The sequence below is a fragment of the Nautilia lithotrophica genome, from assembly GCF_054656815.1.
On the sequence record NZ_BAAHXN010000001.1, the window covers coordinates 467,422 to 482,582 of the forward strand.

General features: G+C 28.7%; 12 protein-coding genes, 2 tRNA genes, 1 other RNA gene and 1 pseudogene. 9 read left to right on the forward strand and 7 right to left on the reverse strand.

From position 1 onward, the window contains the following. The first annotated feature begins 131 nt into the window (after positions 1 to 131). The 5 genes and pseudogenes from ACYQ19_RS02415 to ACYQ19_RS02435 all read left to right on the forward strand — a co-directional run. Positions 132 to 1,724: a hypothetical protein gene (locus ACYQ19_RS02415; protein WP_459977833.1), complete on the forward strand. Its 1,593-nt coding sequence runs from the start codon at positions 132 to 134 to the stop codon at positions 1,722 to 1,724. Continuing rightward, complete coding sequence (locus ACYQ19_RS02420) at positions 1,724 to 2,173, forward strand: hypothetical protein (RefSeq protein WP_459977834.1); 450 nt, start codon at positions 1,724 to 1,726, stop codon at positions 2,171 to 2,173. The genes ACYQ19_RS02415 and ACYQ19_RS02420 overlap by 1 nt, the downstream gene beginning before the upstream one ends. Continuing rightward, a complete protein-coding gene (locus tag ACYQ19_RS02425) occupies positions 2,170 to 3,339 on the forward strand; it encodes a zonular occludens toxin domain-containing protein (RefSeq protein ID WP_459977835.1) in 1,170 nt (389 codons plus the stop codon). The genes ACYQ19_RS02420 and ACYQ19_RS02425 overlap by 4 nt, the downstream gene beginning before the upstream one ends. Further along, on the forward strand, positions 3,299 to 4,489 hold the full coding sequence (locus ACYQ19_RS02430; RefSeq protein WP_459977836.1) for a type II secretion system protein GspD: 1,191 nt from the start codon (positions 3,299 to 3,301) through the stop codon (positions 4,487 to 4,489). The genes ACYQ19_RS02425 and ACYQ19_RS02430 overlap by 41 nt, the downstream gene beginning before the upstream one ends. A gap of 90 nt (positions 4,490 to 4,579) precedes the next feature. Further along, a pseudogene (locus ACYQ19_RS02435) lies at positions 4,580 to 5,239 on the forward strand (replication endonuclease); the annotation flags it as partial. A 594-nt stretch (positions 5,240 to 5,833) separates the two neighbouring features. Here ACYQ19_RS02435 and ACYQ19_RS02440 read toward each other — a convergent pair. Continuing rightward, a tRNA-Met gene (locus tag ACYQ19_RS02440) sits at positions 5,834 to 5,910 on the reverse strand. 6 nt (positions 5,911 to 5,916) lie between these two features. Then, positions 5,917 to 5,991, reverse strand: a tRNA-Gln gene (locus ACYQ19_RS02445). 95 nt (positions 5,992 to 6,086) lie between these two features. Between ACYQ19_RS02445 and ACYQ19_RS02450 the strand changes: the two genes are divergently transcribed. After that, entirely contained in the window at positions 6,087 to 6,353 is a 267-nt protein-coding gene (locus tag ACYQ19_RS02450; protein WP_459977837.1) for a cupin domain-containing protein, read from the forward strand. A 12-nt stretch (positions 6,354 to 6,365) separates the two neighbouring features. Further along, positions 6,366 to 6,694, forward strand: an RNA gene (rnpB, locus tag ACYQ19_RS02455) — RNase P RNA component class A. On the opposite strand, the gene ACYQ19_RS02460 is transcribed toward rnpB, so the two are convergent. Next, entirely contained in the window at positions 6,688 to 7,656 is a 969-nt protein-coding gene (locus tag ACYQ19_RS02460; protein WP_459977838.1) for a tetratricopeptide repeat protein, read from the reverse strand. The two genes, rnpB and ACYQ19_RS02460, sit on opposite strands and share 7 nt — an antisense overlap. Positions 7,657 to 7,699: 43 nt before the next feature. Here ACYQ19_RS02460 and dnaG point away from each other — a divergent pair, with 43 nt between their 5' ends. Beyond that, positions 7,700 to 9,325, forward strand: a complete 1,626-nt coding sequence (gene dnaG / locus ACYQ19_RS02465; protein ID WP_459977839.1) for a DNA primase — start codon at positions 7,700 to 7,702, stop codon at positions 9,323 to 9,325. Next, a complete protein-coding gene (locus ACYQ19_RS02470) occupies positions 9,303 to 10,262 on the forward strand; it encodes an argininosuccinate synthase domain-containing protein (protein WP_459977840.1) in 960 nt (319 codons plus the stop codon). The genes dnaG and ACYQ19_RS02470 overlap by 23 nt, the downstream gene beginning before the upstream one ends. On the opposite strand, the gene ACYQ19_RS02475 is transcribed toward ACYQ19_RS02470, so the two are convergent. The 4 genes from ACYQ19_RS02475 to ACYQ19_RS02490 all read right to left on the reverse strand — a co-directional run bounded on the left by ACYQ19_RS02475 (position 10,259) and on the right by ACYQ19_RS02490 (position 15,058). Then, positions 10,259 to 11,038, reverse strand: a complete 780-nt coding sequence (locus ACYQ19_RS02475; RefSeq protein ID WP_459977841.1) for a substrate-binding periplasmic protein — start codon at positions 11,036 to 11,038, stop codon at positions 10,259 to 10,261. The two genes, ACYQ19_RS02470 and ACYQ19_RS02475, sit on opposite strands and share 4 nt — an antisense overlap. Next, positions 11,039 to 12,928 (reverse strand): SpoIIE family protein phosphatase, encoded by a 1,890-nt coding sequence (locus ACYQ19_RS02480; RefSeq protein WP_459977842.1) that lies wholly within the window; start codon positions 12,926 to 12,928, stop codon positions 11,039 to 11,041. Between the two features lie 142 nt (positions 12,929 to 13,070). After that, entirely contained in the window at positions 13,071 to 14,852 is a 1,782-nt protein-coding gene (gene mrdA, locus ACYQ19_RS02485; RefSeq protein WP_459977843.1) for a penicillin-binding protein 2, read from the reverse strand. After that, positions 14,831 to 15,058: a hypothetical protein gene (locus ACYQ19_RS02490; RefSeq protein ID WP_459977844.1), complete on the reverse strand. Its 228-nt coding sequence runs from the start codon at positions 15,056 to 15,058 to the stop codon at positions 14,831 to 14,833. Before ACYQ19_RS02490 ends, mrdA begins: the two co-directional genes overlap by 22 nt. Positions 15,059 to 15,161: the final 103 nt, after the last annotated feature.

Genomic DNA, 15,161 nt, shown 5'->3' on the forward strand with positions numbered 1-15,161 from the left:
GTAGCGAAATAAATAAAAGGATTAAAAATGCTCGGAATACCTGCATTTGATTATTTTTTCCAAATGTTTGTGATTATAACAATAGGAATAATGCTCCCGATTGCAGCAATTAATTTATTTAGGGATAAATAATGAAAAGAATAATATTAATATTGTTTTTTTTGTTTAAGTTTTTGTTTTCATCTCAAATAGTTTCTACTGATGGGCATGTTTGGGATATATCTTTAACTTATTATTCTTCATCTTCAAATTATTTTTTGCTTCATACTGAATATATTGATGGTGTAAAAAAAGATATTCTTGATTATCAAAGAAAAAAGTATATAATTAGTTTAAATAATTCTTTTGTTGTTAATACTACTTGTTTAAAAGATTATTATTCTTCTGAGAGTAATTTTTATGTTGGTTCGAATAATGGTTGTTCTTTTATATCAAGTTCTTATTCTCTTTATAGCACATTATTTAATAATGTTTCTTATTGTATTTCTCCTGGATCAGATTATGTGTATTCTACTTCTTCACATTATTGGGTAAATACTTCAACTGGTGAAATTCTTTGCCCAGAAGGACAGAGATACAATTCATCTACCGAACAATGTGAGGATATTCCTGAGTGTCCTACAGGTTCTGAACTTGATCAAATGGCTGTTGAAAAATGTAAAAGTTTAGATTTTGTTCAAAATGAAGAATGTAATCCTGATACAGGTGATATTAATATTACTTGTAAAACTTGTAATGAAGTTTTACAAATGCTTTCTGATTATTGTGTTGCACACAATGGTGTTTTACCAGATGGAACTTATTCTTGTAATCGTGATCCACATACTACTGCTCTTACAATAAATTTTTCTTCAGATTTTAATGTTTCTATGTGTGAGTATCCTTCTAATAATGAAAATAATTCTTCTTCTGATAATTCTTCTGGTTCTAATTATAGTGATAATAATAATTCTAATTTTGATAATACAAATAATACTTCTAATGATAGTAATTCATCTTCTAATTCTGGAAGTTCTGGTTCAAACAATAATGATAGTAGCAATAATAACAATAATGATAATAATAATGATAATAACACTTGTCCCGATCCTTGTTCTATTTATAAAAATGTTGGTGTTCAAGTCACTTCTTCTACTGTTAATGGTTATACATGTTTTACTATTACTTATCCTACATATGGTGATAATTGTATTTTGAAATATCATACTTCTGATAATACTCAATCAGGTCCTAATTGTGTAGCTGGTTGTAATGATTCATCTTCAACAAATGTTACTAATAATGTTACTACTGCAACTGTTAATGTAGATATGTCTGGTGTTGAAGAAAGACTGGATAGTATTAATCAAAAACTCGATGAATTTAAAAATATTACACCTGATAGTAATTTTAGTATTGAAGGTTCTATTGATTCAGACATTGAATCTTTTTTTAATACTTATAAAGATTTTTTTAATAATATTGGTTCTGATCTTGAAAATATTAAAGGATCTTTTGATAGTGTTAAGTCAATGCTGAAAAAAGATCAATATTCTTTATCTTTACCTTCTGATATTTTTCAATGTCCTTTGACTATTACTTTATATAAAACTACACAATCTATTGATATTTGTAAGTTTATTTCACCATATCGTCCTTTATTACAAATCTTTTTTACTTTATTTTTTAATATTTCTGTTCTTGCTTTCTTTTTTAAAGTAATAATAAATAGAGGAGAAAAATAATGTCTTGGTTAGTTAATGCTATTGCTTGGATTGTTAATTTTTTTGCAAGTGGTAAAGCTAAGAGTTTTATGTTAATTCCTTTTAAAATTTCAGTTGGTGCTATTGCTGTATTTACCGTTACTTCTTTTATTGCTGCTATTATTTCATTAGCTACTTTTTTAGTTGATTTGTTTAATACTTTTCATGATTTAATTAATTCTTTTAATGATATTTCTAATAATATTGGTTCTGGATCTGCCTATGGAATTTCTTTACAATCTATTTGGAATGTTTTTTTAGGTTTTTTAAGTGCTTCTGGATTATCTACTGCTATTACAACTTCTTTTAGTTTATTTTTGACTTTATTTTTTTCTTATATGACTGTTAAATTGGCTTTAATTGTTTCTAATGCTGCTAATAATATTTCTCGTAAAATGTATGAAACTATTATGATGATGGGTCAATCATGATCTACCTAATAACAGGCGTTCCAGGAAGTGGAAAAACATATTTTGCTGTTCATTATATTTATACTCAATTAACTTCAAAAAATCCTAAATATCAAAAAATCTACACAAACATTAATCTTAATTTCAAAAAATGTGACAAAATAAAAAAAGATTTTGTAAAGCCATTAATATTAGATGATCTATTAAAAAGAATTGAGCAGGATTATTTATTATCCGAAAAATTTAAAAACAATGAACTATTCGATGAAGAAACTGGTGAGCAGGTAATCGATTATGACGCTTATGTTAGAGGCAAATTAAAACTTTTTGAAGATTATGAGCATTCTTTAATAATTTTAGATGAATGCCATTTATATTTTACCGAACAGGTAGATCCTAAAATGTTAAGGTTTTTATCTTATCATAGGCATTTTGATATAGATATGTATTTTATTACTCAAAACAAATCGCTTATTAATAGAAAATATCTTGCATTCGTTGAAAATATGTATATTGGAATTAATCCTTCAAAAAGATTATTTTCAAAAGTATTTGTTTATAAACTATATGCAAGCTGGAAAGAATATAAGTCTAATTATGTTGGAAAAGAAAAACTGAAATTTGATAAAAAAATAGCTGATTTTTACAATTCAGGATCTAACAAAATACAAAAATCTCTTGTTTCTAAACTTCTTATTCCTTTATTTTTTGCAATTGTTATTGTTTTCTTTTTATATAAAGGTGTTTCTAACTTTATTTCTTGTGGTTCTTTTACTGGCTGTTCAAAAAATCATACAGAAACTACTAAAAAACATTTATCTAATAAGCAAAATAATATCGCAGATCATAATCGTAATCCCATTAACTCTAATTCTGAAATATCAAACAAAAAAGCACATAATGTAAATATAGAAGATGATATATCCGATTATCAGTTTTTTTATCAGTTAAATTGTTTTAAAATGAAATGTATTGTAAACAATCAGTTTTCTATTTCATATTACTTAATAAAAACTCTTCCTGAAATTTCTGATTCTCGAATATTTTATGAAATTACCGCAGGTCACGGGAAAATTATATATTTGGCCACAAATTTAGATCTATCAAAATTCAATCCTAATCAAAACACTTACGGGGGTAAAAAAGATGAAAAAGATAATATTCTACCTTTTGGTTCTCGCAAATAGTTTAGTATTTGCTTATGATCTTAAGCAAGCCGATTTTGCTACTTTTTGTAATTATGTTTCGTATCATGTAAATAAAAACATTGTAATATCCGAAGAAGTTCCTACAAATTTCAGTGTTTTTATGCCAACTGACAATATGACTCAAAATGATATTCTTACTGCTTTTTATACTATATTAAGATCAAAAAATCTTGATTATAAAATTATAAATAATTCCACTATTCTTATTTACAAAAGAATACAAAAGAAAGAAAAGCCTAAATTGGAAAATTTTGTAATTAGATTTAATTATGTTCCCAAAAAAGTGTTAAGAGATTATTTAAAGAATTTCTATTCTAATTACAAATATCAAATTTTTCAAAATAGATTATTAATTACATGCACTCCTGTTGATTATTACAAAATAAAAACTGCCATATCTCATTTACAAAACTCTTATAAAAAAGCAAATATTAATTTTCTTATTACCGTTATAAACAATAAAAAAGCAAAAGAAATTGGCACGGATCTTAATATCAAAAGCCCTTTTCATTCTTCCGCTTTATTTGATTTAGTTACTGATACTGCGGTAGTTAGTTCAAGTATTACAAATAATTTTTCTGCTTTTATTAAGTTTCTTAATTCAAAAGGTGCAGCCGAAACAATATCAAAGCCTACTATTTTATTAATTGATAGTTCAAATTATACACTTGAAAGTGTTCATTCCATACCTTATGTTACGAAGTCTGTAACTACTGACAAAGACGGAAATCCTGTAACGCAAACTGATTTAAAATATAAAGATGTCGGACTTAAAATTTATATAAAAAATGTATATATTACAGACAGATCTATTGATTTTGATATGGATATTTATGTTGAAAGTATCGTTTCTTATGATAATGATAAGCCTATAACAGATACTAAACATTTTAACACGCATGTTCAGCTTACCAAAAAATCAAGCGGTTATCTTATAGCTGGTTTAAGAACTGTTACTAAAATCAAAGAAGAAAGCGGTGTTCCTGTTTTAAAAGATATTCCTATATTAGGAATTCTATTTCAAAAAAACAAAAAATCAGTTGAGGATCTTAGCTTTAGTTTTTATATTTCAACGAATTATTTTGCAGAAAATACTCGCAAAACAGCACCACGCGAGGCGCGCCCGTGAGGACGCACCGCAGCGGGGTGATGTTTTGCCTCTTGACCATTTATAAAGTAATTTCGTCAAAATTTTTAGGGGGTTAAAAATATGAATATAATGGAAGTTTTAGATAAATTTGGAAGATATAAATATGATTATGGATTAAAAAAAGATGATATTCAGTTTGCAATTGAAAAAATTGAGCGGGCTAAATTTTTTCTTGATAATCAATTTATAACATTGCCCGATGGTCGTGATGCTGTTTTATCTCAGGTTGTAAGTAATTGGTATGTTAATCCTCATAGATATATTAGTGAGATAAAACACCGTATTTATTCTCAATATAATTATGCTAAATCTTTAAATTTAGTTCCTATTTTTATTACTTTAACTATACCTTCTGAATATCATAAATATAAATATGTAAAAGCTTATAATGGTAAAGAAGTTAAAGTTAAAAATAATAATTTTAATTCTGATAATGAAAATTTAACTCCTAAGGATCTTGTTGAGATATTATCTAAATATTTTAAGCAGGTTATGAATATGAGGGCATTTCGTGATATTCCTAAAAATAAAAGATTATATTTTAAGGTAATTGAACCTCATAAAACTGGTGATCCTCATTTACATGCAATGTTTTATTTACCGCCTGAGAGTGTTTGTAAATTTTGGCGTAATTTTATTTTTTTATGTTCTCAAAAATTAAAAATTCAATATGATATTCAAGCTAATATATTAAATCCTGTAAATTACATGATTAAATATATACTTAAAAATATTGATGATTATAGATTTGAAAATACTAAATTATTTCAATATTCTCCTCTTGCTCTTTGGTATATTCGTTGGGGTATTCGTAGATTTTCCATGAGTAGAAATTTTGTGAGAATTGATTTATATCGTAAATTTAATGGAATGTATACTCTTGATGAATTATCATATTTAGTTAAATCTGGAAAAATTGAATATTATATGGAACCTATTACCAGACAGATTACTGAGATTTTTTATAATGATGATGTTATTGGATCTTGTTTGGTATGGTCTAAAAAAGAGCAAATTTATACAAAATCAAGTGATGTTATTAAATTATCTTGGAAGAAAAAAGAAGAACCTATAAAAGTTTATAATGAAAATGATGAATTAATTGGTCTTCAATATTCTGATAGATATATAGATCTTACAAAAACTCAAAAACCTTTAACAAAAATGACAAAACGCGAGCTTTGGGAATATGAACAACAAATACTTGATGAATTTGATAATCCGTTTAATGATGAAGAAGATCTTGATATTTTAATAGACAAATATTATATATTTAACAAATATGTTTCAGAGGATTATGAATTGCGTGAAAGTCCTGAATTTTGGTTGCGGGGGCAGGATTTGAACCTGCGACCTTCGGGTTATGAGCCCGACGAGCTACCAGGCTGCTCTACCCCGCGTCAAAATGGCTGGGCTGGGAGGATTCGAACCTCCGAATGACGGAGTCAAAGTCCGCTGCCTTACCGCTTGGCGACAGCCCATCGCTTAAGGTGATGAAATTGTATAAAAATTATTTTTCAATGTCAAGAGTTTCTTCGCATTTTAGGTAAAATTTTAAAAAATTCAAGGAGGAAAATTGGATATTAATAAAATCATAAAAGACCTTGAAAAAGAAGGATATACGAATATATTTATATGGTCGGACACTAAAGGCACTCATTACGACTGGCATACTCATCCTTATGAGGAAATAAGAATAATGATAAAAGGTGAAATGGTAATAAATACAAAAGATAAAACATATCACTTAAAAACCGGTGATATCCTGAAAGTCCCGGCAGGTGAAGAGCATAATGCGGAAGTTTTAGAAGATTGTGAGTATATCTGCGCCTCTAAAATATGATATAATTATATATAGGCATACCGAGAGAGTGCTGGGGAACCAGAGGAAAGTCCGGGCTGCAGCAAGGCAGGGGTCAGTCTAACGGACTGCCGCCGAAAGGCGAGGGAAAGTGCCACAGAAAAAAAACCGCCGATGGGCATAACGCCACAGGCAAGGGTGAAAAGGTGAGGTAAGAGCTCACCGGGAATATGGCGACATATTCCGACATGGTAAACCCACCCCGCAGCAAGAAGGGATGGTAAAGCCTTGCGACACTACCCTTCGCATGAGCGGCACCGCAAGGTGTGCGCCTAGATAAATACTCTCAAAAACAGAACCCGGCTTACAGGTATGCCTAAAACTCAATATCTTTTAATTCTTTTTTTTCTATAATATTAAATAACACTTTCTGTTTAAAAAGCTGATGGCAGTTAGGACATCTCGTCGAATAAAGCGGGAATATTTTTTTGCAGTTTTGACATACATATTCAAATTCCAAATCGGCAAAGTTTTCTTTTAACTGCTTTAAAACTTCAAGTTCAAAAGGTGCTTTTTTTTCACATTTTGCAAGATGTTTTGCTGCAAGTATATTCATAAATTTATTCTCATACGGAATATCATTTCGATACCAAAACAGATCAATATATCCATAAACATTATTTTCAGGTATCTCATTATAGGCTTTCGCAGGATCTGTTTTGAAAAGTTCTCTTAAATATTCCCGTCTGATAAAAGGGTATTTTTTATATACATCTTCAATGGTTTTAATATCTTTGCAAAACTCAATGTCACAATCTTTTTTTAAACTCAGTTTAAAAAGTGCGTAAGCTTTTTCCTCCGTAAGAGATATTTCGAGTTCTTCAAAAATTTCCAAAACGTTTACTATTTCATTTAAATTGTCAAGTTTTTCATCGATTAATATTAAAAGCTTTAATGTTTCAGTATCCCTCGGTTTTGTGGAAAGAATCTGATAAGCCGTTTTTTTCGCCTTTTCCAAAAATCCTGCTTTGTAATATAGTTTTGCAATATGTCTTAATATTTCCGTGCTTTTTAAGTTTTTACTTATCCATAGGTATATTTTAAGTGATTTTTCAAAATCCCCCTCTTTTTCATACGCTTTTGCAAGCAGATAAAGTGCATCTATTGAAGCCTCATCAAGTTTTAAATTTTCAATTTTTATATATTCAAAATCTTTTAAAAATTCTTCAAGTTTTTTTTCTCTGCTATATTCCCTTAACTTTCCAAGTCCGATAGTTATTAAAACACTTATAAGCACAATAACAAAAAACATTATTACACTAAATAACGGGTCTCTAAAATCCATCCATCACCTTTTGGGTTTTATAAAATTTTACTATAATTTCGTTATGATAAAACCAGAATCCATTGAAAACTTAAAAAGTATTGTCGATATTGTTGATGTTATTGGAAATTACGTCCAACTAAAAAAACAGGGAAGCAACTATACAGCCCTTTGTCCTTTTCACAGCGAAAAAACACCCAGTTTCGTAGTAAGTCCTTCAAAGCAGATATACCATTGTTTCGGTTGCGGTGCAAGCGGTGATGCAATAAAATTTATAATGGACATAGAAAAACTCTCATATCCCGAAGCAATAGAAAAACTGGCAAGTTTATACAATTTCAAACTTGAATATACAAAGTCTTCCAATTTCGTAAGAACCGACGTATTAGAGAAAGTAAACGCATTTTATATACAAGAACTATACAAAAACAGATTTGCTTATGATTATTTAAAACAAAGAGGCATAAACGATTCCACCATAGAGAAATTCGCTTTAGGGTATGCACCTGATTCACAAAAGCAGTTTCAGTTTTTCAAAAATGCAAATTTAAATATTAAAGAATTAAAAGAGCTTGGTGTTTTATCGGAAAACGGGGAATACCCTAGACTGATAGAACGAATTACGTTTCCTATATTTTCCGCAAGCGGCAAAATCATTGCCATGGGCGGAAGAACTATTACAAACCATCCGGCAAAATATATAAATTTCACAAATACAAAAATATTTAATAAATCAAAAACATTTTACGGGCTTAATTTTGCAAGGGAACATATATTAAGAAAAAAAGAAGCGATAATCGTTGAAGGTTATATGGATGTTATAATGCTTCATCAGGCAGGATATAACACGGCAATAGCGACACTCGGAACGGCACTTACACCGGAGCATCTTCCACAATTAAAAAAACTATCCGCAAAAATACTGCTTTCATACGACAGCGACAATGCTGGAATCAATGCGGCACTTAAAGCTTCCAAACTTCTTTTCAGGTCGTTTTTTGAAGGTGGGGTTGTTCTTTTTCCTGAAGGATTAGACCCTGCGGATGTAGTTAAAAACAAAGAAGATTTAAACAAATTTTTCCAAAATCAAATCCCTTTTTTAGACTTTATTATCACTTATACAATTAAAAAATACGATATAAAAAATCCTATTCAAAAAAAAGAGGCGGTTGATGAACTGAAAGAATATATTTTTTCTCTTCCGGAAATTTTACAAGAAAGCTTTGTAAATAAAGCGGCTCAACTGCTTCAAATCTCACCAAAACTTTTAACGGTTAGAAAATCCGCACAGCAACCGCAAAACCAGCAAAACAAAAAAATAGAAATAGCCGAAGCTTCTATTATTAAAACGTTATACGAAAACCCTCATTTAATGGATGAAATTGTCGAATATTTAAGCCCGGAAATGTTTAAAACACATAGTTATGAACTCTCACTTGTGTATCAGGAAAAATTTGAAGATCCCGCACTTCTTGATATAGTGTTAAGAAAGGATGTTTTATGCCTGAATATGGAAACTTTAAAAAAACAGATTATTAAACTTTTGATACCATATTACCAAAACAAAGTTTTAGAATTAAAAACATCCAACCTTCCTACAGATGAAAAAATGCATAAACTCAAAATTTTAAATTATAAAATACTGCAGTTAAAAAAAGGAGAACTTGTTGAAAGCGATAGCACTATTTAGCGGCGGGCTTGATTCAGCCCTTGCAATTAAACTAATACAAGACCAAAACATAGAAGTTGAAGGCGTTTATATAGATGTCGGATTTGAAAGCAACAAACAAAAAATTGAGCATTTGCAAAAACTTGCAAACGAACTCGGAATAAAACTGACAATTTTAGATGTTAAAGAGCAATATATTAAAGAAATTCTTTTTAATCCAGTATATGGATACGGCAAAAATATGAACCCGTGTATAGACTGCCATGCAAACATGATAAGAGTGGCGAAAGAATATATGAAAAAAACCGACGCCAAATTTATAATAAGCGGTGAAGTGGTCGGACAAAGACCGATGAGCCAAAGACTGCCGGCACTTAATGCGGTAAATAAACTTGCAAATGCCGAAGGTTTTGTATTAAGGCCACTCAGCGCAAAACTGCTTCCTCCTACAATTCCGGAAACCAAAGGATGGGTTGAGAGGGATAAACTTTTAGGAATCAGCGGCAGAGACAGAAAAACACAACTCGAACTTGCAAAAAAATACGGACTTGAAAATTTTGAAAGTCCTGGCGGCGGATGCCTGCTTACTGATATAAATTTTTCAAAAAGACTTAAAGACTTTTCTAAAACACTTCAGTTAACACCTGATGAAATAGACATATTAAAAGTCGGAAGACACTTCAATATTGACGGAATAAAAGTTATTATTTCAAGAAAAGCGGAAGAAAACCCTGTTCTTAAAGAATACAAAGGCACTCTTTTTGAAAAAATGTATCCAAAAGGATTCCCGGGACCGGTCGGACTGATACAAAAAAACAGCGACAATACTACAAAACAGCTCGCTGCCGATATGCTTATAAGTTACACCAGGGAAAATGAAGGTGAAGTTTTAATAGGCGATAAAATTTTTAAGGCAACTAAAAAAGACAAAAAAGAGTTTGCCAAATATCTTATTTAATGAAATTTATTTAACCATTTTTTTTGTAGTTTTTGATATGTCCCATCATTACGCATTTCTTGAAGCGCTTTATTTATCGCTTTTAAAAGTTTTTTAGCATTTGGATATTTTTTAGAAATAAACATATAAAATTGTGTTTCTTTAAAAACTGGTAAATCAACATAAGCAATATCTTTTGGAATTTTACATTTACCCGTAACACTATATCCTATAATACCTTCTTTTGACGCAATCATAACATCACATCTATTTTTTGAGATTTTTTTTAAAACATCACAAGATGTTTTAGCTCCTTGGTCAATTTTAATTTTTTTACTTAAATTTAATTTTTTATAATACATTTCTGTTTGATATCCATTCACATCACAATATCTTAAAGTGTTTGGCTTATGTAATATAATATTTTTTATTTCTTTTTTAGAAAATTTGTTCCTTGAAAACCAAGCTACATTGTGTGTCGAATAAATAGGCATTGTAATGTAATAATCATCTGCCCGTTGCTTAGTATATGTTCCATCCACAAACATTTCATATTTATTTGTTTTATCGTAATTTTTAACTAAATACAAACACCTTTTCCATGGAATTAATTCCATTTTATAATTTTTATTGATTCTTCTAAAAACTTCATTTAAAATATCAATAGTTAATCCCTTTAATTTTTTATTTTGATCTAAAAACGTAAAAGGCGGCCATTGTGCAGAATCATCACATATATTTATAGGTTTTGCAATCAAAAAAACTGAAATCATAATAAAAACAAAAAATTTTTTCATCTATACTCCTTTAAAACCAATTAAAGTAATATCATCATTTCTTTCTTCAGTATTTTGATAAATTTTAAGTTCATTTATAAAAATTTCTTTCTGAATATTAAAAGGTTTAAAATAATTATTTTCTATAATAGATTTAAAACGTTTTTTTCCAAAAGGAAAACCTTTTTTACCACCATTTTGATCTATATATCCGTCTGTCGTTATATAAAAAGCTTCTTTTTCCAAAGACAATTCATGTTCTTTATAAATATGATTAATATCACATTGTCTATAACCTACAGAATATCTATCGCCTTTTATTGTTTTAACTTCACCATCTTCAACATAATAAAGTGAAACGTTTGCACCTGCAAATTTTATGGTTTTTGTATTCAAATTTATATAAATTACGCCTCCATCAAACCCTGCATTTGACGTTGAACTTTCATCAAATTGTTGAAGAATTGTTTTAATATTTTTATTAAATTCATATAAAATTTCTGATGGGGATATTTCTTTATTTTTTAAATTATATATTACTTGTCTTTCAATTGCTTTTATAAGTATTGTCATAAATGCACCCGCTACACCATGACCTGTTGCATCTATTACCATTAAAACATATTCATTGTCTCTTATTTTTTCAAACAAATAAATATCACCACCAACAATATTTTTAGGCTCCCAAATAATAAAATAATCTTTAAAAGCTTCTTCAAAAATTACTTTTGAAGGTAATATAGCATACTGAATGAAAGAAGCATATTTAATACTATCCATTGTTAATTCATGCAATTTCTTAATTTCTTTTGATTTTTGATCTAATAATATTTCTAAATTATTTTTCATAAACTCAACTTCTTTTTTTGAAGTAATATCAAATGCTATCCAAACATATTCTTTTTGATTGTTTAATGAAATCTGTTTTTTTGTAAAAGTTGATTTTAACCATTTGTTTTCAAATAGATGAATATCTATTTCGTAAACCTCTTTTTCTTCAATTTTTTTTATTAAATCTTTTTCTAATTTAAAAAACGATATATCTTTATCTAATAAATATTCTTTGGAAAAACCAATAAGTTTACAAAAAGCGTCTGTCAAGTTAATAATCTTTCCTTTTTCATCAAATTCCATTATTGCAATATATTTATTAACAATTTTCATTAATTCAGCTAATTCGGAATGCAATTTTGAACTGATAATAATACCATTGTTTGCAAAATTTGCAATTTCACCAAATTCATCTTTTGTATCAATTTCAATAGGCATAACTTTCTTTTCAGGGTTTGATAAAAAATCAAAAAAACTTTTTAAACCTTTTTTTAATTCTCTAAGTGGTTTATTAACTAATCTGAATAAAACTAAAACTACTACAAGAGTTACTAAAAGCGTTGCCAAAAAGAAATATAAATAAAGATATTTTTGATCATGTTTCAAATTGTTAGAAATAAGATTAAAATTTTTATTTACTAAAGAGATAGCTTTTTTTTCTTCATAATTTAATTCATCCATTATCTCACTCATATCATAAAAAACTTCTATATAACCTAATTTTTCGTTATTGTAATAAATTTCATTTTTTATAGATGAATATCTTTTAAATCTATTTGGAATTTTATTACTAATTATTATTTTACGATTATCCTTATATCCGCATAGAAAAACATTACGTATAGAAGAATCATATATATACACACTTTTAATAAAATCCTTTTGTAAAAGAGATTTTAATATCTTTTTTAAATTTTCTTCATCTAAATTATATAATGCGTATCCTAATGAATCATTTAATATTTTTAAAATATCTTTTATATTTTCAACTGCTTGTGCACTTTGATTTATTTTTTGCTGTTGGATAAAATTTTTAATAAAATGATGCTGTTGATTACTTAATTTTTCAATAATAGACATTTGATATTTTTGTATTAATACAGCAACAAAAAATAGCACAATTGATTGCAAAACTATTATGATCAGTGCAACTTTAAAAAAAATACTTTTTTTAATATTGTTCAATCTAAACCTTTAATGATATTTTTATATTTTAACAAAATTATTTAAGCTTTATATATCCATTATCAATTAAATAATTATATATTTTACTTACAATCCCACCGGCGGCATGTCCTCCGTGTCCCCCATGTTCAATCAGCACGGTAACAACTACCTGCGGTTTTCTGTATGGACCAAAAGTTGTCAGCCACGCATGGGAGCGGTGAAAATATTTCAGCTCATCTTCTCTTTTTCTCTTTTTTACTTCCTGAGGAATAGAATAAACTTGTGCAGTTCCCGTTTTCCCAGCTATTGTTATTTTTGTGTTTATATAATTGGTCGCAGTCCCGCCTGGTGCATTACAAACAGCCCACATTCCTCTTCTTACAAGCCCTAAATATTTTTTTTCTTTTTTTGTAAGCACATCTTTTAAAATGGGTTTTGTTTCATTTGAATCGATTTTTTTCACTACAAAAGGTTTTGGAAGTTTACCACTTGCAAGCAGCGCCGTATTAACGGCCACCTGAAGTGGTGTTGCCAGAAAATATCCCTGTCCGATAACTGCATTTAACGTTTCACCTATAAACCATGGCTGATGATATCGTTTTATTTTCCATTCCTTATCAGGCACAATCCCCTGTTTTTCGTTCGGAAGATCTATTCCGGTTTTTTTACCAAATCCCATTTTTCTAAGATTTTTTGCGATATAATCTATTCCGAGTGTCAAACCGATTTTATAATAATAAACGTCAACACTTCTTTTTATGGCTTTTATTAAATCAACTTCACCATGACCACCCTCTTTCCAGTCTCTGAATTTTCTGTTTCCGATTTCCAAATACCCCGGACAAAATATCTTTTTCCAAGGATTCCATTTTCTACTTGCAGCCGCAATTAAACCTTCCGCAGGCTTTACTGTTGATCCTGGGGGATAAATTCCGCTTACTGGTTTGTTTAAAAGAGGATTGTATATATCGTGAATAAGTTTATTCCAAGTTTTGTAGTCAATACCTTTTACAAACAAATTGTTATCAAAACTTGGATATGTAACGAGCGCCAATATTTCACCATCAGTTTTCATAACAACAACCGCGCCCTTTTTATTTTCATTTTTTAATAAATCATATATATATTTTTGAAGTGATGTATCAATACTTAAAGTTAATGTATGTGTTTTTGGTTTTGTAAATGATACTTCCTTTAATATTTCATTTTTCGCATTTACAATTACTTTTTTTTTCCCCGGAATTCCTTGCAATATATCGTCATAATATTTTTCAACTCCCCTCTTTCCGGAAATTTGCGTAAGTTCAATCGTTTTGTTTCTTTGCAGGTCTTTTACGTTTGCTTTTGAGACATATCCCAAAACATTGGAAAGTATTTCTCTATATGGATATTTTCTCAAATAACTTGGCGTAATTATTATATTTTCATTCAGACTCAAAAACGGCTGAATTTTATATATCAAATCCTCTTTTAAATATTGCAGTAAAACAATAGGCTTATGATTATATGGTGAATTTTCCTTATTATAAATATCATAAAGCTTTGAAATATTTACATCGTTTAAGGTTTCGTTAATTTCATTTAAAGCTTCTGTGAGTTCAGTTTTTTTTAAATGCGGTTTAAGAGCTATGTCAAACCTTAACTCATTGTAAGCTACGGGTTTTGAATTTCTATCATAAATAATGCCTCTAATGGGTGGAATTAAAATCTCTTTTTGTTTATTTTGCAGTGAGAGCTTTGTATATTTTTGATTAGACACTACACTCAACTCATATACTCTATAAATTAATAGAGCATAAAACAGAAAAATTATGCTTAATACGATTTTAGTTCGCATTTAATAAGCCTTACAACAATCAAATCAAAAGCATAATTGTATATTAAATATATCCCAAGCATAAAAAATTCGATATTTGCAAAATTATATAGGTATATTCCAAGGAATATATAAATGACAAATAGCGCTACGGCATCTTGATAATGAAAATCGATTATATCTTTTAATTCATCCAATAGTAAAAATTTGTTAAGTAAAAGAACCAAAACAAAATAAATCAAATTAAAATTATGAAAAAAAGAAAACAAAATTACAAATAATAAAGAAAGAAAAAAATTTTCACATAATATAAACAATCCTAACATTATC

Coding starts and splice junctions, on each gene's coding strand:
- ACYQ19_RS02415 (WP_459977833.1), top strand. CDS start 132: ATGAAAAGAATAATATTAATATTGTTTTTTTTGTTTAAGTTTTTGTTT.
- ACYQ19_RS02420 (WP_459977834.1), top strand. CDS start 1,724: ATGTCTTGGTTAGTTAATGCTATTGCTTGGATTGTTAATTTTTTTGCA.
- ACYQ19_RS02425 (WP_459977835.1), top strand. CDS start 2,170: ATGATCTACCTAATAACAGGCGTTCCAGGAAGTGGAAAAACATATTTT.
- ACYQ19_RS02430 (WP_459977836.1), top strand. CDS start 3,299: ATGAAAAAGATAATATTCTACCTTTTGGTTCTCGCAAATAGTTTAGTA.
- ACYQ19_RS02460 (WP_459977838.1), bottom strand. CDS start 7,656: ATGGATTTTAGAGACCCGTTATTTAGTGTAATAATGTTTTTTGTTATT.
- dnaG (WP_459977839.1), top strand. CDS start 7,700: ATGATAAAACCAGAATCCATTGAAAACTTAAAAAGTATTGTCGATATT.
- ACYQ19_RS02475 (WP_459977841.1), bottom strand. CDS start 11,038: ATGAAAAAATTTTTTGTTTTTATTATGATTTCAGTTTTTTTGATTGCA.
- ACYQ19_RS02480 (WP_459977842.1), bottom strand. CDS start 12,928: ATGTCTATTATTGAAAAATTAAGTAATCAACAGCATCATTTTATTAAA.
- mrdA (WP_459977843.1), bottom strand. CDS start 14,852: ATGCGAACTAAAATCGTATTAAGCATAATTTTTCTGTTTTATGCTCTA.